Here is a 20,625-nt window from a genome sequence, read left to right on the forward strand (position 1 = left end):
CGGAAGCTCCGCTGCTGCCCCCTCAAGACTGGGCACCTGTGCAAGGCCATCGCCGTTCTGCAGAACTACGAAGTCGCCCGAGGATGAAAAGAGGTCAGTGCTGTGAACTGCTTCTTTGCTGGTCGACCAAGATTGGAATGCGTCTTTGCAAGCAGGATGTCAGGAGTTCGAATCTCCTAGGCTCCACCTCGACAAACGCCCCATCACCGATCACGGTGTGGGGCGTTCGGGCCATTAGCGGGCCATTAGCCGTCATTGATCTTCCTCTTGCGGGACTTCCCGGCTTTCTTCTGCTCAGCCCGCACCCGAGCGTTGAGCGCTTCGGCGATCCTCTGGTCTGCGTCCCTGGTCGCGTGCTGGTAGACCAGAACTCGGCATCCAACGCCCATCGGGGCTCTCCTCGTCGTCGACTGGGCACCCCACCCCAAAGAGGGCGACAAGATCCTCTTCATTTTCGACGGCGGACGACTCAGCCCCGAGACTCTCAGCAAGATCACGTTCGGTGACGGCGAGCTTGCCGGCTACGAGTTCCACGCAGTCGAGGAGCTGGACGGCCTGATGATCGAGCGCCTGGCCAGCCGAGTCTCTTCCGCCGTCACCGCCCACAACATCGAGCGAAGCCTGTACCTGGAGCATAGCCGTACCCTGCCGACCTGACTCGGCGGATCTTGCCGAATTGTTCTTTTAAGGATCAAGGCGGCGGCTGCGCCGCCGCGCCCGCGCGGCCCTCCCCGCGCGAGCTGCGGCCTGGGGGCCGGTCTCGCGCGGGAGCCGCGCTGGCAGGGGGCACAATCGGCCAAGCTGATCACAAAGACAGGCAGCCACCCGAGGTACTGGGATCATTTGGAAGACAGGTCTCAGTACGGGCCCACTCCGGCGAGCAACGGCATCACGGGAACGATGAGGTGGACGGTCGCGATCAGCAAGATCGAGGCGATGACCACCTTGGCGTCGTTCTCTGGTTGGTCACCGGCTGTGCTGAAGCCCAGGCGGGCGGCGATCGGAAGGGTGATGAAGACGAGGATCATCGCGGCCAGGACGGAAGGGTGATGCTGAAGTCCCGGGTCGAGGGGTACTTCCACCACGGGCGTCCAGGACTACAGAACTGATACCAGAAGGGAGGAGATTGTCGCCCAGGAGGCGGCCAGTTGGACCAGCCCCAGGATGGCGCCAGCCAGGTACGCCGTGAGAGGGCGCGGAGTGCGCCAGTGGGCGGCCAGGCGACCTGCGATGATCGCGCAGATGTAGCCGACCGTGCTGCCCGAGGTGTAGGCGAGAGCGGCGGCAGTGCGCCATGACCCCAGGATCTGGTCAAGGGGTTGGGGGTCCGCCCACAAACTGCGCCCCACGTACGCGTTGTGGGAGGCCAGGAGGATCGACGCAGTCACGGAGACCAGAATCAGGGCCGCATATGTGACTTTGGGGAAGCGAGTGATCATTGTGGTCATCATGTCCGATCGGAGACTGCCGCCTCGCTCCTATTCTGGCTATGACCTTTGAAAACACGGCCTTGAGTGGCGGCAGGTCAGAACATATGCCTCCGGCGGGGAACTCGACTCCGGGATGGTCGCGCCGACCAGGCCGGTAGTCAGTGAGTTGAGGTGAGGCCCGATCTTCCCGCCCGCCACATCCCAGGCCTTGATCCGCTGCATTGCATGTGGGACGAGGCAGACGGGAAGATCGGGCGGGGAGGAGTGTGTGCGCTCGAGAATCGCGCGCCATTAGCGTGCCATTCGGTTGGGTCCGGCCGGCTACGCGGCGGTAGTCATACGAGGTCGGCGCGCAGTTCAATGCCTCACAGGAGAGGCTATTCGCCAGAAAGCGAAGGCGGCGAGGTGTCTTCTGGACTCGGTTTCGCCAAATCTTCCCAGGTCACCACCTCGTCGGCGGGTGGAGGAGTGATGTGAGTCTTGGCGCCCCAGCCGGTCACGTGAGTGTCGAAGACAAACGAGCGCGTGGGTTCGTCTCTGCCTCGGGATGTCGTGCTCCATGTACCTACGGCCCTGCGCACCAACTGGTCCTCGCCGAGCCAGAGCCGCCAGGCGACCTTGATTTTCGTGTCTCTTCCGTGAGGATTGTCATCGAGTCCAAAGGGGAGTGCGAGAGAAGCCTTGTGGAGCTCACCGAAGGTGATGGTGCCTTGGTAGAGAGTGGTCCGAGTGCCGTCGTAGACGCCTGCGGGGCGCTTGACCTTGGTAGTAGCCAGCACTGCCTTCAGCACCACCGGGTTGGCGATCTCGATCCAACCGGCCTTCAATGCGGGGCGAATTGCCTTGTTCTCATCGAGGAGCCAGCCCTTGACCTTCACCAACGTCTTGTCCTTGCGGTAACTGCGGCCCGCGAAGGTGATGATCCGTTCAGGGTTCCACCTGACTTCGGAGTCAAACGTGATGTCGGTGGCGATGATCTTTCCCTTGCCGAATTCGGCGACACCCTTGTCCCAGTACTTCACCCTCTCGCCCTCGACTGTTGTGGTGTAAACCTTCGAGATCTTCACACCTCGGTTCTCGACGAGCTGACGCTGGAGCGCGCCGACAGGGTCCAGCGGCGCGATCCGGGCATGCGCCGTGGGGCCGGAACCGGCGACCACGGGCGACAGGGCCAGCGTGATGGCCGTCGTAGCGATCCATCGCCTCATCAGTGGGTGTCCTCCTGTTCATACCCTGGCTATCAGCCACGAGCTGCCGTGATCTTGGCACATCGAAATCTCGCGCGAATCACAGTGGGCCGGCGAGGCTCTTGCCGGGCCATTAGCGGGCCATTAAGGGAGGTCAACCACGGTCAATCGGAGGTACTCCCGGGTTCGACCCTCCCCAGGTCGAATCCCATATCCAGCATGATCGTGACGATTTGCAAGCACGATGTCAGGAGTTCGAATCTCCTAGGCTCCACTCTCCTTTCGGACACACACAAGCCCAGGTCAGGAATGTTGCTGTGACCTGGGCGTTGATCTTCATTTGACCTTCTTCCGCTCCCGTGCCCGTTGCGTTCCCGATTCCTTTGATTGAGTGCCCCACGGGCGAGGTCGTCGAGTTTCCGAGCCGCCTCCCGCTGCCGCTCATCGGTCGAGTGCTGATAGGTCATCAGCCGGATGTCAGGCGTAGGTGAAGCGCTTACGCCGATCGTCCCATCCGGTCCGCCACCGGAACCGATTGCCCTTGCACCAGACGACCAGTCCCACCCAGACCGACACCAGCGCCAGACCGTACCCAGCGTGGACGTCGACGAAGATCTCTTGCCGCGCAAGTTCGGCTTGCAGCGACTTGGCCGTCTCCAGTGGCGAGATGCCTCCCGCTATGAAGACTGCATCCCCTGGTCATGCGTGGGCTGTTCTGTCGGCATCCTGGCGACCGCGACGATTCGCTCCAGCGCCGCCGCGTGCCGCTGGAAGGCATGCCTCCCTGTAGGGGTGAGCTGCACGTAGGTGCGCCGTGCCCGCTTGTCCTGTCCCTTGCGCACCGCGACGTACCCGGCGGAGGCCAGCGCGGTGATCTGCTTGGACAGTGCCGAGTCGCTGGTTCCGATCGTGTCTCTGAGGAAGCCGAAGTCAACCCAGTCGGCCGGTGCCAACAGCGCGACGATCGACAAGCGTGCGGGAACGTGCAGGAATTCATCGAAAAGTGGATCCATCAGCGGCCCTTGTCGTCCTGCTGGATGATCGTCTTCATAGCCCGGCGGGCCAGGGGTGTGATCGCAACATATGTCACGGCGGTCACGGTGCCGGCGATGGCGGCCTGGGACAACAGTCCGTGCGGCGGCACGTCGAACAAGAAGAAGGCAGCGATCCGGGAGATGCCGAAGACCAGCAGGAGAACGGCCGACAGCGCCAGATAGATCCCCATCTCCTGGCCGGTGGGCTTTCTGCGGACGGAGGCCCAGTGTGAGTACACGATTCCGATGCCCGCGTACAGGCCGAACCCGAGCAGAGCACCGATGATGGACCAGGGGCGTGGGAGATCGATCGATGCGAACCCGGCGAGGATCCCGAGCGCCGAGATGGCCACATAGGGCAGCGGGAACATCTGGCGGACGATCTCCTCACGGGTCTTGTCCTGGAGGCGGCGGATGCTGTCGAGGGAGGACTGGGCGTCCTGAGGGTTCATGGGCCATCCCTGATGTCGACTACTTTCCTATGAGGAAAGTAGCATCTATTTTCCTCATAGGAAAGTGGTAGACCAGCTGTGGAGCCAGTCGTGTTCCACAGCGCCAGACCACATGATCCTCATGCGGGGTTCAAAGGGTCCTTCGCAACGGCTCTGCGGATACGGGACACACCAAGGTCTCCATCACAGTCGGGGCGGTTCACATCGCCGACGTCGAACGCACCTGGTTCCGCCGACGCATTGCCGGACAGTCACTTGAGGCCATCTACGCCCGGCCTGACAGCGCGGACGCCACCTTCGACGAGGCGGACCCGAGCCAGGCCAGCCACGACATCGCCACACCGATCGCCGAATGGGAAGCTGTGTTCCGTGGGTGTGTCCAGCGAGTTTTGCGGCTTCGCGGTCGAGTGTCAGTTTGCGAGGCATGTGGTGACAGCTTGCGGCGACATCACGTGATCGCGACTGTCCGGCGTGGACCGGTGCTGATGGTGTCGGGGCTTGTGCTTTCAGCGGTTTACACGGTCGGCCTCCATGCGGCGATTCCGTACGCCGTCGATGCGACCATCCAGCACCAGATGGAGATGAACGTCAGTTTCGGCGCGGACCTGACCATGCATCCCGGGGGCCTGGCAGAGGATCTGGCCGGGATCCGAAGTACAGTGCGCCGACTGACGTTTCCGGTAGGTGCTGTCACACTCTGCCTCAGTTTTGTCGCCCTTCTGCTGCCCTGGTTACGAGGACGAATCAGGTTCGGCGTGCTGGTTCTGTCGGGCGTCTTGTGGGTGATGTATCCGCTCACCGTGCTGGAAACGCTAGGCGCGTGGGGGTCGTACATGGTCGGTGACGGTGGTGCCACCGGCGTCCCCCATCGGTTCGCCGGCTGGCTACCTCTCGGGGCGCTCCTCCTGTTCGTTGCCGCGACGCTGCAGGCGATCGGCCTCGTCCTGCTGGCCCGCCGAGGTACGACCGATTCCGCGTACCCACCGTGTAGTCCCCCAGGTGCAGCGCTCCCCCCATCGCCTTGATCGTGTTGTCGGGTCCGCGCCCACGAGCGTGGACAGGGCCGCGTCCCTCGTGCAGCCACACACCGCACAGATCCCAACGTGCGGCGGCGACCGGGTTGGGCGGGATCCCAGGCTCTACAAGTGGGAGCAAATGGCCAACGTCGTAGCCGAGCGCATCAAGGACGGCACCTAACCGCCGCTGACGCCATCTCCGAAGGGCTGCAGCTCTTCCGGCCGGTCCCGGTCGTCACCGTCGCGGACTCGATGGGAAGAGGGTGCCTGGCCGTCTCACGGCGTGGTCCCGCTTGACCTTGACACAGTGACAAGGTCTTCACTGCAGCCAAGGAGGTGGTCCCGATGACCAGGCCGGAAGAGGACACGGACACGATGCGAGCTCTCCAGGGACTGGAGAGCAGCTCGTCGGTGCGGCTGCAGGCAGCGCTGGTGGCCGGCACGACCCCAGACCCGCGGTTCATCGACGAGCTCATCGAACAATGCGCCATCGAACCCGATTTCTACGTGCGCGACATGCTGACGTGGGCACTCACCCGCCACTCATCATCAATGACGGTCCCCAAGCTCATCGATGAACTTCGCTCGGAGCGTGCGCAGGCACGAAGCCAGGCGTTGCACACGCTGTCCAAGATCGGGGATCGGCAGGCGTGGCCGGCGATCACCCGGGCGCTTCTGACCGATGCCGACGACGAGGTGGCGCGGAGCGCCTGGCGAGCAGCGGTCGTACTCGTGCCCGAAGGGGAAGAATCAGAGTTGGCCGGAGTGTTGGTGACACAGCTCGGGCGCGGCGAGCGGGATACGCAGTTGAGCCTCAGCCGGGCGCTGATCGCGCTCGGCGAAGTGATCATGCCGACCCTGCGCGTCGCGATGACGGATCTCGACCCTCGCGTGCGTCAGCACGCGATCGCCACGGAACGGCTGTTGCGCAACCCGGATGCCGGATTCGAGTTCGCGATCGAGGAGGCGAAGCGCATCGTAGCCCTGGGCACTAACAGCCAGGAGGGGTGATAGGCAGTGTTGATCGGTGATGTGGCACGACGGTCCGGGGTCAGCGCCCGCATGCTCAGGCATTACGACTCACTCGGCCTCGTGCGGCCAACGGGCCGTACCGAGGCCGGCTATCGCGAGTACTCCAGCGAGGACATCCGGCGAATCTTTCATATCGAGATCCTGCGGTCATTGGGGCTGTCGCTGCGTGAAGTCGGGCGCGCACTGGATGATCCCGGCTTCACGCCTTCGGAGCTCGTCGACGACCTCATCCGCCAGACGCGAGAACGCATTGCGGCTGAGACGGAGCTGCTCACGCGACTTCGTCGGATTGGTGCCGCGGAACCCGCCAACTGGGAGGACGTCCTCCAGATCGTCGCGCTTCTCCAGGCCTTGGGGGCGGAGAGCGCCGGGAAGCGCCAGCGGGCGGCCTTGTCCTCGGTCGAAGAGGCTCCGATGCCAGTGGAAGCACTGGTCGAGGCAGCGCTGAGCGAGACGGACCCGAACGTCGCCGGAGCCCTTCGATGGGCTCTGGCGCAATCGGGCGATGGCGGATTGGCACTGCTGGCGGAGGGCCTCGGCTCACCAGCAGCCGAGGTGCGCAAACGTGCCGTCCAGTCCATCGCCGAGATTCCGAACGGTGAGGCGACCACACTGCTGCAGGACGCCCTCACGAACGCCGACATCGTGGTCCGCAGGTATGCGGCTCTGGCGCTCGGGACACGTGGAATAGCCGACGCGATCCCGACGCTCATCGACATGATCGTCGAGGGGGTGAACGACGCTGATGCAGCCGACGCCCTGAGCGCGCTGGCGAGTGATCCCGCGCTGGCGGATCAGATCGCTACCACGCTCGTTGGCTGCCTCGCCTCCGGCACCATTGAATCGTCCGCACGTCGACGGCTGACACAGGCGCTCGCGGACATCCCGGGAACCACAGCGTCACGAGCCCTCGCAGATCTGTCACATGACGAAGACCGTGCCGTTGCGCTTACCGCGACATACATTCTCAAGCTGCGCAACGCACGGTGACAGACAGTCATGCCGTGCGTGGCAGGCACCTGACCCCCCCGGCGAGGGGCGCTGCCCCTCGCGCTCCCCGAACCGTGACGCGCTTGCCGACTGAGCCTGGCCTGGTCGTCCATACCGGCGGCGTCGGCCACGGTGCTCAGCCCTGTCTACTGAGCCGGCTGGGTCTCGTCAGCCGATCCAGGCTGCTCGTCGCAGAACACGGCCTTGACGAGTTCCTGCTTCACCTTCTCGAATGTCGCGGACATGGCGATCATGTCGAGCTCGGCTTCTCCGGTGGTGATGGAGGCGGTCAGGGTCTTCCTGCCGTCGGGCGTGCTGTACATCAGCGCCGCCCAGCCCCAGAAGCCGCCGTTGTGGTGAAGGACGGTTCCGCCGCAGTCGGTGTCCTCCACGAACACCCCCAGGCCGTAGCCCATCGTGGGGTCGGGCTTACGCATCTCGGCCAGCAGCGGGGCCGGCAGGAGCCTGCCGGAGTTCAGCGCGGAGAAGAACGTGTGGAGGTCCTGGGTGGTCGAGATCATGTCACCGGCGGCGGAGATCCAGGAGGGGTTGAAGCGCGTGGTGTCGGCCGTCCTCCACTGGTCGGCGTCCTGGTAGCGGTAGTAGCCGTGGGCGTGCGGCTCGGGGATGTCCGGTGAGGCGTCCGGCACCACCGTGCCCGACAGGCCGAGCGGACGCAGGATCCGCGCCTTCATCTCTTCGGCGTACGCGCGGCCGGTGACCTTCTCGACCAGCAGCCTGGCCAGCACGTAGTTGGTGTTGGAGTAGCTCCAGCCGGTCCCCGGCTCGAACCGGGCCGGCTTGGACAGCGCCAGCCGTACCAGCTCCTCCGGCTGGTAGGTGTGGAACTGGTTGTCCACCACCCACTCCTTGCCCAGTCCGGGGATCCCCGGCGCGAACGTCCCGTCCTCGTAGTACTCGCCGGTGAAGTTGAACACCCCGCTGGTGTGCTGCAACAGCATTCGCACGGTGATCCGCCGGTCCAAGCCGTACTCGGGCAGGTAGTCGTCGACCGGAGTGTCCAGGTCGATCTCGCCGTCGGCCACCAGCTGCAGGACCAGGGTCGCGGTGAAGGTCTTGGTGGTGCTGCCGATCCGGAAGTGGCCGTTCGTCGGCGGCTTGGCGCTCTGGCCCAGCTCGCGCACCCCGGCGCTCCCGACCCACTCGCCCCGCTCATCGTGCACACGCAACTGCACCCCGGCGAAACCGGAATCGACGAACTCCTGGATGACCTTCTGCAGCTCCGGGCGGCCCTGGTCAGTGGTGGACATGGTGTGCTCCTTTGAATCTGTTGCTTCAGTCGAACGGGCGGATGACGGAGTGCGGCAGGCCGTCAGGCGGCGTCGAGGGCTTCGGTGATCTTGCGGGCCATCTCGGCCATGGTGGGGCTGGGCTGGCCCAGGTGGGTGCGGGCGGCTGTCTCGATGGCGACGATGACGGTGCCGCGGAAGTTGGCGGCCTCCGCCGGATCCTGCTGCCTGAGCAGGCTCATGGATTCCGTCAGCGCCGGCAGCACCTGGTCGGCGAGTTCGGCCACGGTCTTGCCGTACTTCACGCCCTTGGGCGCCTTGGTGAGCACGTGCCCGACCACGCCGGTTGCGGAGGTCAGGGCGATGGAGCCGTGGGTGGCGACCTTGTGGGCCGACTCGGCGATGCCGGCGGCGGACATCAGCGAGACGGCGCCCCAAGCGGCGAGGCGGAGGGTGGTCTTGTCCTGGTCGGTCAGGGTGACGGACATGATGGCGTGCTCCTTCAAATCTGTTACGAGATCACTGGAAAGGACGGGTGGCGGGGTGCGGGCCTGCTGGAGCTCAGGTCGCAATCGCTGAACCGTTCATGGATCAACCATCGCCGGTCGCGCTGATACCGGGCCGTTGCCGTCCTGACACGGCTGCTGACACACCACCGCCGGGGCGAGGACGTCCATGAGATTCCGTGACTGGCGCGCCAGGTCTACTCCGGCGATCGGCGTCAGTGAACGGGGCGGCGAAGCGGCGCGGGCGGCGGTCAGGTCGTGGGTGTTGCCCGGCAGTGCGGGCGGCCCACAACCAGGCGCCCGGCCGGATCAGCCAGGAGCTGCACGTTCACTCTGTGCCGGTGCTGCTTTCCCGAGTAGTACGGTCCGCGGCCAGGCGGGCACGAGGCCACCAGGCAGCGGGACGCGGTCAGCCGCGCAGGCGCACGCGATAAACCCGGTGACGTCGGTGGGCATCCCCGTGATAATGGCCGACGTGGAAGAGGTCGAGGTCGTCGTCGCCCATCACGAGCGCGCGACCTTGCGCGTCGGCGACGTGTTCCTGAAGATCGACGCTGATCAGACGCGCACCGACGTCGAGGTCGAGGCGATGGCCAGGGCGCCGATCCCGACTCCGGAGGTCTTGTGGCGGAAGCCGCCTGTGCTCGCGCTCGCCGCCCTCCCAGGAACGACACTCGGCCGCCTCGGCGAGCCGTCGACCGCGTCGCCGGCGGCGTGGGCCGCGGCGGGTGCCGCCGCACGGATGCTGCACGACGCGCCACTGCCGCCATGGCCCGGTCGGAGCCTCGACGAGATCGCATCGCTCCTCGACGGCGAATGCGAGTGGCTGGTCACGAGCGGCGTCCTTCCCGCCGACCTGGTCACGCGCAACCGCCGGGTCGCCGAGGCTGCGCTCCGGCCGTGGACACCGGTGTTCACGCATGGCGACCTGCAGATCACCCACGTGTTCATCGACGGTGACGAGATCACCGGCGTGATCGACTGGTCCGAGGCGAGCCAGGGCGATGCCCTGTACGACCTCGCCACCTTGACGCTCGGACACGAGGAACACCTTGGCGACGTCGTCGCCGGCTACGGCACCGACGTCGACCTCGACGTGATCAGCGCGTGGTGGTCGCTGCGAAGCCTGTTGGCGGTCCGCCGGCTGGTCGAGCACGGCTTCGACCCGTCCTCGCCAGGCTGCGAGGTCGATGTGCTGAGATCCCGGATGTGAGGCTGCACGAGCCCGACGGCCACGAGTGCCGCTCTGTCGCATCGAGCGGGCCATCTCCTGGACCGCCTCGTCCTCCGACCGACGCGGTCATGATCCTCGAAGAGCCCGGGCAGCCGGTCGGCGACCTCGGAATCCGACGCACGACTCGAGTCGAAGATGCGCCTCACCTGACGGCCAGCCACCTCGAATAGACCCAGGATGAAAGTGGCGCTGACCCGGGTCTGCTCTGGGTCGAGGAGGGATGGACGCCGACCTTTCGGCCACCCAGCAGGAGCAGAGCCGTTACGGCGGCGCCGAGCACTCCGACGGCGGCGCCCAGGAAGGCCGACGACATGGCCGCGTCGTAGGCCTGGCGGGCCTCCGCGGTCAGGACGGGTCGACCGCGGCGGCTGCCACCGAGCGGCGCGCCTCCTCGGACGCGGTGACCGGCATTGCCGAGGCATAGCTGCTGGTGGGCAGGGTGCCTAGAGGCCACGCCGAGGGCGGCGCCATCGGCCCATCCGCAAGTGGTGACCTGCAAGTGGCAGTTGCCGCCAGGCGCAGCCGGTAGTGGCCACATACAGGATCGGCCGATCGTCGACCCGCCGCCGACCGCCCCCCTTGCGGCCGGGTCGGCGCGGGTGGAACCACGCGTTGAAACAACTCCCACAACTCATCGGGCACCAGCCGTCGAAGGAACGCACCCACACACGACCTGACGACGGATCTCCAAATGAGTCACGGTCTAAGACATTGGGCGCGGGACGCGCCGCAGGAATTGCTGGCTGGGTCAAGGCCGTGAGTACTCGGTGTCGAACTCGCTCGTGGCACGTCTGTGTACGGCCTGTGCTGCAGGATATGCAGGCTCCGTCACATTTTGAAGTGGGTCCAGCCTGCCCGCCACGTTCCGTAAGTCTTGGGGCCTGGCGGATAGCAGCCGCCGGCGTAGCACAGCGCGGTGCTCTTGGTTAGGCGACTCACCTTTCCAGACTCGGCGCCGTAAGCGATAGTATTCCAGTAGTACTGGTTTTTACCCGTCTGGTATCGCCTGCTGCACGGTTCCTCGACAGACGCGACCTGGAAGGCCCGCTCTCGCCAATAGCTGTCCATCCTGTCGGGCGTCGGCTTTACATTCTTGACGAATGCCTTGTCGTAGTGGCGCCGAGGGTTGAGGTGAAGGTTATACTTCCTCATCTTGGAGCCCTTAGTGCAGGTCTCGTTCTTCCATTTTGTAAAGAGGAAGTACGGAGGAGAGGCCGCAGCCGGCGATGGCGTGACCGCTACGACGCCGGTGGCCAGCATGGAAGCTGCCAGACCGATGCCCAGCCTCCTTGCCCACCCATGTTGTCCCCGTATGCCGTGTGAAGCGGCTGTCTTCATTAGCGCTTCCCTTCTACGCGAGGTGCAGACAGGGCAGACTTTAGAGATCGTGGGTATGTTCTGGGTATAGCGGGGGCGGTGCCGATGGCATCGCCCTGACAGGCGATGATCTGCGCAGGTTTGATTCTGCGATGTACATATCCCACGAGAGCTCATCGCCTCGGTGCGAGTGCGACGCGATTACCCGACCGGTGTGGTCACGGTGGTGGACGGTCGCCTGACCGTGGCAGTTTCGTCCCGGGCCAACATGGTGGTCGAACTGACACGGCCGATCAGCGTGACGAGACCTCTCGGCCGCCGCGCGCAGGTCACAACGATCCACTTCTTCACCGACGACCCGAGCACCGCTCTGAAACAACTGACGGCATAAGTGACCCTCGCCGTGTTTTGCTAACGGGTCCGACCAACGGGGCGCTCCGCCTCCTGGCTTTGGCGCGGTCGCCACACCCATGGTCGAAGGATTGTCGGCGGCTTTCACCGTCCGCGCGCCGATCACTGCCGAGCGGCGTACGGCGGCGCGCCGCCGTACGCCCGCCCCGCCATGCACGCGGCATGGGCCGCGTGCTGAGCCTTGGCGACTCCTGGAGGACCTGGTACGGCAGAGCCGCCCGAAGCCCCTCAGGCTCGATCGGCGGCGCGAAGGCCGGCTGACGGCCACGGGGATGGGGTGCCGAAGCCGGCCATTCTCGGCTCGGCTACCCTCGGCGCCACTGACGATCACTCTGCGATCCGGGCAGCCGAATCGCCACTCGGGAGACGCCGACGCATGCACACGCCACCATCGCCACCCGGAGCGGAGCGGACTGACGAATCAGCCGTCCAGATCGGCGCTCTGGTTCCGCTCTCTCGGCCAGGCTGGATCCAGGCCGGCCAGCACTTGCTCGCCGGACTCGAGCTGGCCGTTCGCGAGGTCAATGACGCCGGCGGGATCGTCGGAAGGCCACTCGAGCTGGTGGTCCGAGACACTGCAGCTGATCCTGAGAGGGCCGCGGCGGCTGTGGACGAATTGGCTCGCCTGGGTGTGGCTGCCTTGGCGGGGGAGTATCACAGCGTCGTCGCTCGCGCCGCTGCCGCCAGGGCCGACGCCCTCGGCCTACCGTTCCTCTGCTCGTCAGCGGTTCTCGACGCGCTCACCGAACAGCCGACGGAATGGGTCGCGCGCCTCCCCCCTGCGCAGTCCCACGGTTGGCGGATCTACGCGGACTTCCTCCTCAGCGCGGGCCACACCCGGATCGCCGTAGCAGCCCAGTCGAGTGTCTACTGGGCCTCTGGGGCCCGCATTCTGCGGGACTACCTCGCTCCACGCGGCGGCACCGTCATCGAACTCGACATGGGCGCGCTCGCCCCCACGGCCGTGTGCGACGAACTCGTCGACAATCGCGCGACCGCCCTCCTTCTTCTGGTCGGCCACCCGGAGCCGGCAGTGTCGATCGTCAAGTCCGTCCGCCACGACGAGCGCCTCGCCGAGATCTTGATCGGTGCTCCGGCCGGGCAGCCGGAGTTCGCCGAATGGGCGACGTTGCTGGGCGACGACGGCGCCGCGATCCCGTTCCTGCGCTACCTGCCCGAGCGCCTCAGCCCACTCGGTGCACGGGTCGGGACGGCCCTCTGTGAGCGGCTGACCGAAGCGCCGTCCTTCGTCGCCTTCGAGGGTTATGACACGGTCGCCGTCCTCGCCGAGGTGCTGCGTTCTCACGGCGCGGACCGGGCGCGCATCGCCGAAGCCTGGCCGCGCGTCGCAGTCGAAGGCACCCGCGGGGAGATCCAGTTCTCCCGCACGCCAGGCATCAGCGTTTGGCAATGGGCTTGGACGCCGATCCAAGTCGTTGATAGGGATCCGGCGGAACCCGACCGCTTTCGGATCCTCCACGCCGGCTGAGAGAGCACGGACGGCCATCCACGCGACCCCGACGCAATCAGTCGTCACCCACGATCGGACCGATGTGCACGGCGGGATGTGTCAAGGGGGATGTGGCCGCTGAGTCATTGACCGGACACGGGCTGTTTCGTACGTTCATGGGGCTCGTCGGACGGCATCGCCAGGAGGCGCTCATGACGGAACTGTCCAGCACCACATGGCCCTGGCCCGACCTTCCCCCCGGTCCGCTCGGCACTGCCTCCCCTGACCTGGCCCGCAGGCTCGCCGAGGCTTCGACGGAGCCCGTCACGATGCCGAGTGGAGACCAGGTGCCCATGATCGTCCGTTATGAGGACGTTCGTGCCGTGCTCACCTCGCCGGCCAGCAGCCGCAACCTGCGGGCACCCGGGCTTCCCCGCATGGTCAGCGGCACCTCCCTCGAGGACGACCCCTCGGCACTGATCAACCAGGACCCGCCGGAACACACGCGTTACCGCCGCATCATGCAGGGCACGTTCACTCCCCGACATATCGAACGCTGGCGGCCGCGCGCGGCGGCGATCGCCAACGAGCTGATCGACGCGGCCGGCCAGGAGTTCGACCTGGTCACCGATTTCGCCCTGCCGCTGCCCGCCCGAGTGATCTGCGAGATGCTCGGCGTCCCGATGGACCGGTTCGATCAGTTCCGCGGCTGGACGGAGATGTTCCTGTCCACGTCCGAGGCGAGCGCCGAGGCCAGGGGAGAGGGATTCGCCGCGTTCATGGCGTACGCCGGCGAGCTGATCGCCGAGCACCGGGTCACGCCGGGCGACGACCTGATCGACCTGCTCATCGGGGCGCGCGACGAGGGGGACAGGCTCAGCGAGTCGGAGCTGACCCACATGGTGTTCACGCTGATCATGGCGGGGCACGAGACCACCGCGTCGATCATCATCCGAGGCGTGTTCCGCCTTCTGTGCCACCCTGACCAGTACGCGCAGCTAGGGGCCCGTCGCGAACTCCTGGGACCGGCGGTGGAGGAGATCCTGCGCTGCGAAGGTCCCGGAGGGAACGGCCTGCTCAGGCTGGTCACCGAGGACATCGAGCTGTCCGGCGGCGTGATTCCCAAGGGCACCGTCGTGCTGCCCAACCCCACGGGCGCCAACCACGACCCGTCGGCGTTCGACGACCCGCTGCGGTTCGACATCCGGAGGTTCGCGGGGACGGCGCCGCCCAACCCGCACCTGGCGTTCGGCCACGGCCCCCACTACTGCCTGGGGGCGAATCTGGCCAGGATGGAACTGCAGGAAGCCTTCCGCGCCTTGGTGACGCGGCTGCCCTCCCTCCGCGCCCAGGAGGACTTGTCGACGCTGCGCTGGACCAACGACGGACTGATCCATCGCCCGCACCGGCTCCCGGTCAAGGGTGGCTGAGGTCCGGGCGACCACCTGACCGCAGACGGCGTCGGCGGCACCGTCACGGGGGCTTTCCGCACCTGATCGAGTACGAGGGTTCAGGCTGGCATAGGAGCCGTGGTTCGAGGGTCTCGGCCGGGACGGCTCGCGATCACAGCACGCTTGCCGGCACGCCGCGGTGAACAAGTTCCAGGTCGCCGCCGGCGCATGCTGAGCGGTCGACGTCGCGGATCGCGTGCTGGTGGATCGGGAGCGACGAGCGTCAAGCAGGGCGCCGGCCTCAGCGGTCGAGCCGGTAGAGGCGGAAGAAGTCGTTCTCGACCGGCAGCACGGTGCACCGTCCGAAGCCCGCCTCCGCGGCGTACCCGCTGACGGCGTCGGACCGCAGCACGGTGCCGACGGCTGCCGAGGGCTTCTCGACGAGTTGGGTGGGCAGGCAGTGCGTGACGCTCCAGCCGTACATCATCCGCTCCACCTCGTCCCCCGGCGCGGTGAAGCGGTCGGCCACCCGCTCGTCGGCGACGAGGACCACGCCGTCCTCGGCCAGGGCGTCGCGTATCGCCCCTAGCGTCTCCACCGGCCTGGACAGATCGTGCAGGACCTCCATGAGGAGCACGAGGTCGTACGGTCCTGTGTCGCGCAGGGACGTCGCATCGGCGTGCATCAGACGGACGCGGTCACCGAGACCGGCCTGCTCGGCGTGGGCGCGCGCGTCGGCGATCGAGGAGGCGTCCGCGTCCAGGCCGTCCACCACCGCGTTGGGGAAGGCGCGAGCGACCGCGATGGCCGACCAGCCCTGCCCGCAGCCGACGTCGGCGACGCGCGGGTGAGGCGCCGCCTCCAGCCGGGTCAGGACGTCGGGCATGGCGGCGATCCAGGTGCCCGCCAGCTCGTGGGTGAAGGCGGGCCGGTTGATGTGGCCCTGGCCGTGGCGGAAGGCCCTCCCGTACTCCTCGTACGGCACGCCTGCGCCGGTGCGGTAGGCCTGCGCGACCTGGGAGATGACGCCGCCGATCCCGGCGAGCATGTGCGCGAACGGCGCGGCGTGCGCGGGATCGTCGGCGTCGGTCAGCACACGGGCGTGTGCGGGGTCGAGCCGGTAGCGGCGCTCCTCGCCCGGGACGTCCGGATCGGTCTCCACCAGTCCCGAGACGGCCTGCTGCTCCAGCCACTCGGTGGCGTACCGGGGCGCTATACCGGCCTTTTCGCTCAACTGCGCCGCCGTCAACGGGCCGTGCTCCTGGAGGGCACGGTAGAGGCCGAGTTCGCCGCCCAGGTAGACGGAGAACAGTTCGAGGGCGCCCAAGGTGCTCTCGAAGAGGCGCTCGACGAGCCGGTCGGTGCGCTCGGCATCGGCGTTGGTGGCAGTCTCCAAGGCGTTCATGATGACTCTTTCCGGATGAAGAACCGGGCGGTCGCCAGGGTCTCCCCGCGGGTGCCGTGGCGGTATGAAAAGGAACGCGTATCCCAGGGCCGAGCCTGGCCGGGGCCTCTTCGGGCGGGCCGGCGCGTAAGGCCATTACAACCACGGTAACGGGGTAAGCGGCGGATCGACACCCTTCTACATGGGCAAATGCCCGGACGGCCCTCTTCGGCGACGTCGAGGACATGCGCCGCTTCGGCGTTGCTCGATGAGGCTGACGCGTTCGCCTGAGTGCCTGGTGGTCGACGCCACGACTTGCCTGGTCTGCCACCACCAAGAGCCGAGAACCGTACAGTCCGCCCTCCAGCGCACTGACTGGGCGAAGCCCTCGGCAGGGGGCCCGCGTGATGGACCGTGACATGCGGAAGCGCCCCGCAGCCCAATGAAACGAGGGCTTTCCGCCTTGACTGCCGTATCGCTACTATCAGGCACCAATCGCCTACTTTGGCGATTTTTCGTCATGGACGCACCGACCAATGAGGAGAGTGTCCTGCACGTGGCTGGATTGGGCAGGGTCGGGCGACGACGAAAGGGAGCCGTGGGCGAGGAGAACGGGTCAACAGGGGCCACCAGCGGCCGGTCGCGCCGGCTGGGTGGCTCCCGCCGCCTGCCCTTGCGTACCGTGCTGATCATCATCGTGTTCGTGCCGAGCATCACCTTCGCCCCACTGTTGGCCTCGGGCATGTACCAGCTGTCCTCCCAGTGGCGGGCGGAGGAGGCCCAGCTGGACCTGGCCACCACCACCGTCGGCGGACCCGCCGCCAATCTGTTCTTCAGCCTTGACCGGGAGCGACGGCTCACCGCGGAGGTGCAGGCCACCCCGCACAGCACCACCCGCGACAAGCTCGCCAAGCAGCGCGCGGAGACCGACCAGGCCGTGAACGCCTTCCGGCCGCTGGCCGCCCTGAAGCCTGACTACGCGCAGGAGGGGCTCACCGACGCCATCGCCAGGACCGAACGCGGCCTCGGCCTCCTCGACCAGCAGCGCCAGGCGGTGGACGCCGGTTGGTCCAGTGAGCAGAAGGCGTTCGACTACTACAGTGGCGTCCTCGAGTCGGATCTCAGCGTGTTGAGCGCCCTCAGCCAGACCGATCACGCCGAGGTGACCAGCAAGGCGCAGACACTGGTCGACCTCTTCTGGGTCGTCGACATGATCGGCCGCCAGGACGCCGTTCTGGCCCGCGGCTGGGAGAAGGGGCACCTGACGAGGGAGGAGTACGGCCTCGTCGCCGACGCCATCGGCACCAGGAAGCACCTCCTGCGGTCCAGGGTGATCCCCAGTCTCACCGGCAACGAGACCAAGTACGCCACGCTGACGACCAGCAAGGCGTGGGAGACCATGACCGCCCTGGAGGGGCGGCTGGTCACCTCCGGGACCGGCGTCGAGAGCGACCAGGTGGCACTCCGCGAGGTCGGCCCCGCATGGCGCACCTCGGTGGACACCGTCACCAAGCAACTGGTGGAACTCCTCAGCCTCCGGCTCGAGAACGTCGCCAGGGTCGGTTACACCCACGCCTACCAGATCTTCGTGATCTTCATCAGCATCACCTCCATCGGCCTGCTCGCCCTGGGCCTGGTGATCTTCACGAGCTGGCGCCTCACCTCCATTCTTCGCCGGCGCATCCTTCACCTGCGTCAGAACGCCCACGAGCTGCAGGAGCGGCTGCCCGACGTGGTCTCCAGGCTGGAGCGCGGCGAGGACGTCGACGTGGACGCGGAAGTGCGCGTCATCGAGCCCACACCTGACGAGCTCGGCGAGCTCGGGCAGGCCCTCAACCTGGCCAGCCGCAGCGCGGTGCTCACCGCCGTACGGCAGGCCGAACAGCACCGTGGCTTCCAGCGCATGCTTCAGCGCATCGCCCGCCGTACCCAGATCCTCATCGGCCTGCAGCTGAAGAAGCTGGACGAACTGGAACGCAGGCACGAGGACCCCGAGGTGCTGGAGGGCCTGTTCGACCTGGACCACCTCACCGCTCGACTGCGCCGCTACGAGGAGAACCTGGTGATCCTCGGCGGCGGGCAGCCGCAGCGCCGCTGGCGCAAGCCGGTGCGCCTGCTCGACGTGCTGCGCGCCGCGCAGGGCGAGGTCCAGGACTACCGAAGGATCGCGATCGAGGTCGAGGGCGAGCCCTGGGTGGCCGAGCGCGCGGTGGGTCCGCTGGTCCACGTCCTGGCGGAGCTGATGGAGAACGCCACCGCCTTCTCCAAGCCGCTCACCCCCGTCGAGGTGCGGGCCGCACCGGTCAGCAGGGGCATCGCCGTGGAGATCGAGGACCGCGGCCTGGGCATGGAGCCCGAGCAGTACGCCGCCGCCAACGCCCTGATGCACTCGCCGCCGCAGCTCGACGTGATGACCCACGCCGACGACGTGCGGTTCGGTCTCTACGTGGTCGCCCGGCTCTCCGCGGGCCTGGGCCTCCAGGTGGAGCTGCGGCCGTCCGCCTTCGGCGGCACCCGTGTCATCGTGCTGCTCCCTGAACCGCTGGTGGTGGAGCGCCCTCGCGCGGTACCCGCGCCACCGGCCGAGCTCTCCGAGGAGGTCCCCCAGGGTGGCCCCAGTGGTCCGCAGCCCCGCCCGCAGGAAGGTACGGCCGGTCCTCGCCCGCCGTACGAGGACGCGCAGTTGCCGACTCGCTCCAGAGGACGCGCGATGGCCTACGTGACAGCACCCGCCGCCGGATCGCCGGATCGGGACGAGGCACCCCCGTCGCCCGACCTCCAGCCGCTGCCCCAGCGGGTCCGCCAGGCCAACCTGGTCACCGAGCTCAGAGTTCCGGCGGACAGGGACGAACAGACGGACCAGGACATCTGGGCGGTACGGGACCGGCCCGCCCGATCCAGTGCCACGATCGGCGCGTTCCAGAGGCAGTCACGCAGGCGCCGGACCGGCGACGACGCCTTCGAGTCCCGGCCGGACGGATCCCCCGAGCCCGGTTCCCCTACGACGGAAGATTGAAGATGACGCAGCGAACCACCGCCACCGACGCAGGCCTGGACTGGCTCCTGGACGGCCTGGTCAATCAGGTCGCGGGCACCCGGCACGCCGTCGTGCTGTCCGACGACGGCCTGGTGATCAGCCGGTCCCAGACCATCGAACGCTCGGACGCCGAACGCCTCGCCGCGATCGCCACCGGCCAGCAGAGCCTGGCTCGCGGTGTGGGGCAGCTCTTCAAGGGCGGACCGGTCCAGCAGGTCATCATCGAGATGGCCGACCTGTGGTTGTTCGTCACGGCTGCGGGCCGCGGCACTCATCTGGCCGTGGTCGCGTCCCAGGAGGTCGACGCCGAACTGATGACCGTCGCGATGCACACCCTGGTCCAGCAGGTCGGCCAGCGGCTGGGAACGGACGCGCGCACGCCGCAGCCCGATGACGCGGGGAGACACGGATGAAGCACTGGACGGAGGGGTTCGACGACGATGACGCCGACGAGTCGCTTGTCCGTCCCTACACGATCACCGGCGGACGGACCACGCCCGAGCGGGACGACCTGACACTGATCACCCTGGTGACGACGATGTCCGAGGTCTCGTCGGACACCGGACACGGCCTGAGGAGGATGCAGCCGGAGCACCGCACCATTCTGACTCTGTGCGCGCGGCCCCTGGCCGTGGCCGAGGTCGCCTCCGCGCTGAACCTCCCGGTGTCGGTGACCAAGATCCTCATAGGCGATCTGATCGAGGCCGGTCAGATGCGGTCCCGGCCACCGCTCGCCTTCGCGCAGGCAGGCGGCTTCCCCAGCATGACGATCCTTGAGGCGGTGAGGGATGGGCTACGCAATCTCTGACCAAGGGGACGCTGCTCCCCTGGCAGTGAAGATCCTTATCGCCGGTGGATTCGGCGTCGGGAAGACGACCCTGGTCGGCGCGGTGAGTGAGGTCGCGCCCCTGCGCACCGAGGAGTACCTGACCCATGCCAGCGTAGGCGTGGACGATCTGGAAGGGGTGAGCGGCAAGTCCACCACTACCGTGGCACTGGACTTCGGGCGCATCACCATCAGCAGCGAGCTCGTGCTCTACCTGTTCGGCACCCCGGGGCAGGAACGCTTCTGGTTCATGTGGAACGACCTCGTCAACGGAGCCATGGGCGCGGTTGTCCTGGTCGACACCCGCCGGCTGGATGTGAGCTTCGCGTCGATCGACTTCTTCGAGAGCCGCGGCATCCCCTTCGTCGTCGGCGTCAACTGCTTCCACGGCGTCAGGGACAGGACACAGGAGGAGATCCGCAGGGCACTCGATCTCGATCCCCAGGTGCCGCTGGTGCTCTGTGACGCCCGCGACCGGACGGCGGGCCGCGACGTGCTGCTGGCGCTCATCGACCACCTGATGGCCGCCCGGTCCCGCACCGCTCCGCACCCCGTGGCCTGACCCGGCCGGCTCGCGCACGTCGCCGACCCGCCCAGACGTGCCCACACCGCCATATCGGCCGGCTGAGGAGTGCTGATGAGACAACAGGTACGCATTCCACTGCCGGACGGCGGCGC

The 20,625-nt window shown here is 67.0% G+C and carries 21 protein-coding genes and 2 pseudogenes; 12 read left to right on the plus strand and 11 right to left on the minus strand.

All coding sequences use genetic code 11. From position 1 onward, the window contains the following. Positions 1-857: 857 nt before the first annotated feature. The 5 genes from ABFX50_RS34595 to ABFX50_RS34615 form a co-directional block, all read right to left on the minus strand. Positions 858-1,028, minus strand: a complete 171-nt coding sequence (locus ABFX50_RS34595; protein ID WP_346152437.1) for a hypothetical protein — start codon at positions 1,026-1,028, stop codon at positions 858-860. 69 nt (positions 1,029-1,097) lie between these two features. Continuing rightward, the gene (locus ABFX50_RS34600; protein WP_346152439.1) at positions 1,098-1,388 is read right to left on the minus strand and encodes a hypothetical protein; all 291 of its coding nucleotides are present in this window, start codon (positions 1,386-1,388) and stop codon (positions 1,098-1,100) included. Positions 1,389-1,807: 419 nt separating this feature from the next. Continuing rightward, positions 1,808-2,638, minus strand: a complete 831-nt coding sequence (locus ABFX50_RS34605; RefSeq protein WP_346152441.1) for a hypothetical protein — start codon at positions 2,636-2,638, stop codon at positions 1,808-1,810. 656 nt (positions 2,639-3,294) lie between these two features. After that, on the minus strand, positions 3,295-3,630 hold the full coding sequence (locus ABFX50_RS34610) for a winged helix-turn-helix domain-containing protein (RefSeq protein WP_346152443.1): 336 nt from the start codon (positions 3,628-3,630) through the stop codon (positions 3,295-3,297). Beyond that, a complete protein-coding gene (locus tag ABFX50_RS34615; RefSeq protein WP_346152445.1) occupies positions 3,630-4,103 on the minus strand; it encodes a hypothetical protein in 474 nt (157 codons plus the stop codon). The genes ABFX50_RS34610 and ABFX50_RS34615 overlap by 1 nt, the downstream gene beginning before the upstream one ends. Before the next feature lie 452 nt (positions 4,104-4,555). Here ABFX50_RS34615 and ABFX50_RS34620 point away from each other — a divergent pair, with 452 nt between their 5' ends. From ABFX50_RS34620 to ABFX50_RS34630, 3 genes are all read left to right on the plus strand, one after another. After that, positions 4,556-5,128: a hypothetical protein gene (locus ABFX50_RS34620; protein WP_346152447.1), complete on the plus strand. Its 573-nt coding sequence runs from the start codon at positions 4,556-4,558 to the stop codon at positions 5,126-5,128. A gap of 336 nt (positions 5,129-5,464) precedes the next feature. Further along, positions 5,465-6,130 (plus strand): HEAT repeat domain-containing protein, encoded by a 666-nt coding sequence (locus ABFX50_RS34625; protein ID WP_346152449.1) that lies wholly within the window; start codon positions 5,465-5,467, stop codon positions 6,128-6,130. 6 nt (positions 6,131-6,136) lie between these two features. Beyond that, on the plus strand, positions 6,137-7,141 hold the full coding sequence (locus ABFX50_RS34630; protein ID WP_346152451.1) for a MerR family transcriptional regulator: 1,005 nt from the start codon (positions 6,137-6,139) through the stop codon (positions 7,139-7,141). Positions 7,142-7,287: 146 nt separating this feature from the next. Here the strand turns inward: ABFX50_RS34630 and ABFX50_RS34635 are convergent, their stop codons facing one another. The 3 genes and pseudogenes from ABFX50_RS34635 to ABFX50_RS34645 all read right to left on the minus strand — a co-directional run. After that, complete coding sequence (locus ABFX50_RS34635; protein ID WP_346152453.1) at positions 7,288-8,412, minus strand: serine hydrolase domain-containing protein; 1,125 nt, start codon at positions 8,410-8,412, stop codon at positions 7,288-7,290. 62 nt (positions 8,413-8,474) lie between these two features. Next, positions 8,475-8,879 (minus strand): hypothetical protein, encoded by a 405-nt coding sequence (locus ABFX50_RS34640; protein ID WP_346152455.1) that lies wholly within the window; start codon positions 8,877-8,879, stop codon positions 8,475-8,477. 255 nt (positions 8,880-9,134) lie between these two features. Next, positions 9,135-9,262, minus strand: a pseudogene (locus ABFX50_RS34645) (IS5/IS1182 family transposase); the annotation flags it as partial. Positions 9,263-9,363: 101 nt separating this feature from the next. On the opposite strand from ABFX50_RS34645, the gene ABFX50_RS34650 reads away from it, so the two are divergent. Together ABFX50_RS34650 and ABFX50_RS34655 are read left to right on the plus strand one after the other, a co-directional pair. After that, positions 9,364-10,110 carry a phosphotransferase family protein gene (locus tag ABFX50_RS34650; RefSeq protein ID WP_346152457.1) on the plus strand — a complete coding sequence of 249 codons (747 nt, stop codon included), beginning with the start codon at positions 9,364-9,366 and terminating at the stop codon, positions 10,108-10,110. Positions 10,111-10,351: 241 nt separating this feature from the next. Then, on the plus strand, positions 10,352-10,555 hold the full coding sequence (locus tag ABFX50_RS34655; RefSeq protein WP_346152459.1) for a hypothetical protein: 204 nt from the start codon (positions 10,352-10,354) through the stop codon (positions 10,553-10,555). Positions 10,556-10,631: 76 nt separating this feature from the next. On the opposite strand, the pseudogene ABFX50_RS34660 reads toward ABFX50_RS34655, so the two are convergent. After that, positions 10,632-10,797, minus strand: a pseudogene (locus ABFX50_RS34660) (transposase); the annotation flags it as partial. 162 nt (positions 10,798-10,959) lie between these two features. After that, a complete protein-coding gene (locus ABFX50_RS34665) occupies positions 10,960-11,469 on the minus strand; it encodes a hypothetical protein (RefSeq protein WP_346152461.1) in 510 nt (169 codons plus the stop codon). A gap of 193 nt (positions 11,470-11,662) precedes the next feature. Between ABFX50_RS34665 and ABFX50_RS34670 the strand changes: the two genes are divergently transcribed. From ABFX50_RS34670 to ABFX50_RS34680, 3 genes are all read left to right on the plus strand, one after another. Then, a complete protein-coding gene (locus ABFX50_RS34670) occupies positions 11,663-11,839 on the plus strand; it encodes a hypothetical protein (protein ID WP_346152462.1) in 177 nt (58 codons plus the stop codon). A gap of 396 nt (positions 11,840-12,235) precedes the next feature. Further along, complete coding sequence (locus ABFX50_RS34675; RefSeq protein WP_346152464.1) at positions 12,236-13,348, plus strand: ABC transporter substrate-binding protein; 1,113 nt, start codon at positions 12,236-12,238, stop codon at positions 13,346-13,348. A gap of 173 nt (positions 13,349-13,521) precedes the next feature. Further along, positions 13,522-14,739 carry a cytochrome P450 gene (locus ABFX50_RS34680; protein ID WP_346152465.1) on the plus strand — a complete coding sequence of 406 codons (1,218 nt, stop codon included), beginning with the start codon at positions 13,522-13,524 and terminating at the stop codon, positions 14,737-14,739. Positions 14,740-15,001: 262 nt separating this feature from the next. Here ABFX50_RS34680 and ABFX50_RS34685 read toward each other — a convergent pair whose 3' ends face one another. Beyond that, a complete protein-coding gene (locus tag ABFX50_RS34685) occupies positions 15,002-16,105 on the minus strand; it encodes a methyltransferase domain-containing protein (protein WP_346152467.1) in 1,104 nt (367 codons plus the stop codon). A 661-nt stretch (positions 16,106-16,766) separates the two neighbouring features. Between ABFX50_RS34685 and ABFX50_RS34690 the strand changes: the two genes are divergently transcribed. From ABFX50_RS34690 to ABFX50_RS34705, 4 genes are read left to right on the plus strand one after another with little or no spacing between them, the layout of a single operon-like run. After that, complete coding sequence (locus ABFX50_RS34690; protein WP_346152469.1) at positions 16,767-19,100, plus strand: sensor histidine kinase; 2,334 nt, start codon at positions 16,767-16,769, stop codon at positions 19,098-19,100. A gap of 2 nt (positions 19,101-19,102) precedes the next feature. Next, entirely contained in the window at positions 19,103-19,534 is a 432-nt protein-coding gene (locus ABFX50_RS34695; RefSeq protein WP_346152471.1) for a roadblock/LC7 domain-containing protein, read from the plus strand. Then, positions 19,531-19,929, plus strand: coding sequence for a DUF742 domain-containing protein (locus tag ABFX50_RS34700; protein WP_346152473.1), 399 nt, complete (start codon positions 19,531-19,533; stop codon positions 19,927-19,929). Before ABFX50_RS34695 ends, ABFX50_RS34700 begins: the two co-directional genes overlap by 4 nt. Then, positions 19,910-20,509, plus strand: a complete 600-nt coding sequence (locus tag ABFX50_RS34705) for a GTP-binding protein (RefSeq protein ID WP_346152474.1) — start codon at positions 19,910-19,912, stop codon at positions 20,507-20,509. Before ABFX50_RS34700 ends, ABFX50_RS34705 begins: the two co-directional genes overlap by 20 nt. Positions 20,510-20,625: the final 116 nt, after the last annotated feature.

The sequence above is a fragment of the Nonomuraea recticatena genome (genome assembly GCF_039533245.1).
Lineage (GTDB): Bacteria > Actinomycetota > Actinomycetes > Streptosporangiales > Streptosporangiaceae > Nonomuraea > Nonomuraea roseola.

Bases quoted from the DNA above. Each gene is read 5' to 3' on its own strand.
- ABFX50_RS34705 (WP_346152474.1), top strand. From the start codon at position 19,910: ATGGGCTACGCAATCTCTGACCAAGGGGACGCTGCTCCCCTGGCAGTG.
- ABFX50_RS34640 (WP_346152455.1), bottom strand. From the start codon at position 8,879: ATGTCCGTCACCCTGACCGACCAGGACAAGACCACCCTCCGCCTCGCC.
- ABFX50_RS34635 (WP_346152453.1), bottom strand. From the start codon at position 8,412: ATGTCCACCACTGACCAGGGCCGCCCGGAGCTGCAGAAGGTCATCCAG.
- ABFX50_RS34700 (WP_346152473.1), top strand. From the start codon at position 19,531: ATGAAGCACTGGACGGAGGGGTTCGACGACGATGACGCCGACGAGTCG.
- ABFX50_RS34695 (WP_346152471.1), top strand. From the start codon at position 19,103: ATGACGCAGCGAACCACCGCCACCGACGCAGGCCTGGACTGGCTCCTG.
- ABFX50_RS34680 (WP_346152465.1), top strand. From the start codon at position 13,522: ATGACGGAACTGTCCAGCACCACATGGCCCTGGCCCGACCTTCCCCCC.
- ABFX50_RS34595 (WP_346152437.1), bottom strand. From the start codon at position 1,028: ATGATCCTCGTCTTCATCACCCTTCCGATCGCCGCCCGCCTGGGCTTC.
- ABFX50_RS34650 (WP_346152457.1), top strand. From the start codon at position 9,364: ATGGCCGACGTGGAAGAGGTCGAGGTCGTCGTCGCCCATCACGAGCGC.
- ABFX50_RS34685 (WP_346152467.1), bottom strand. From the start codon at position 16,105: ATGAACGCCTTGGAGACTGCCACCAACGCCGATGCCGAGCGCACCGAC.
- ABFX50_RS34610 (WP_346152443.1), bottom strand. From the start codon at position 3,630: ATGGATCCACTTTTCGATGAATTCCTGCACGTTCCCGCACGCTTGTCG.
- ABFX50_RS34665 (WP_346152461.1), bottom strand. From the start codon at position 11,469: ATGAAGACAGCCGCTTCACACGGCATACGGGGACAACATGGGTGGGCA.
- ABFX50_RS34625 (WP_346152449.1), top strand. From the start codon at position 5,465: ATGACCAGGCCGGAAGAGGACACGGACACGATGCGAGCTCTCCAGGGA.
- ABFX50_RS34655 (WP_346152459.1), top strand. From the start codon at position 10,352: ATGGACGCCGACCTTTCGGCCACCCAGCAGGAGCAGAGCCGTTACGGC.
- ABFX50_RS34615 (WP_346152445.1), bottom strand. From the start codon at position 4,103: ATGAACCCTCAGGACGCCCAGTCCTCCCTCGACAGCATCCGCCGCCTC.
- ABFX50_RS34605 (WP_346152441.1), bottom strand. From the start codon at position 2,638: ATGAGGCGATGGATCGCTACGACGGCCATCACGCTGGCCCTGTCGCCC.
- ABFX50_RS34675 (WP_346152464.1), top strand. From the start codon at position 12,236: ATGCACACGCCACCATCGCCACCCGGAGCGGAGCGGACTGACGAATCA.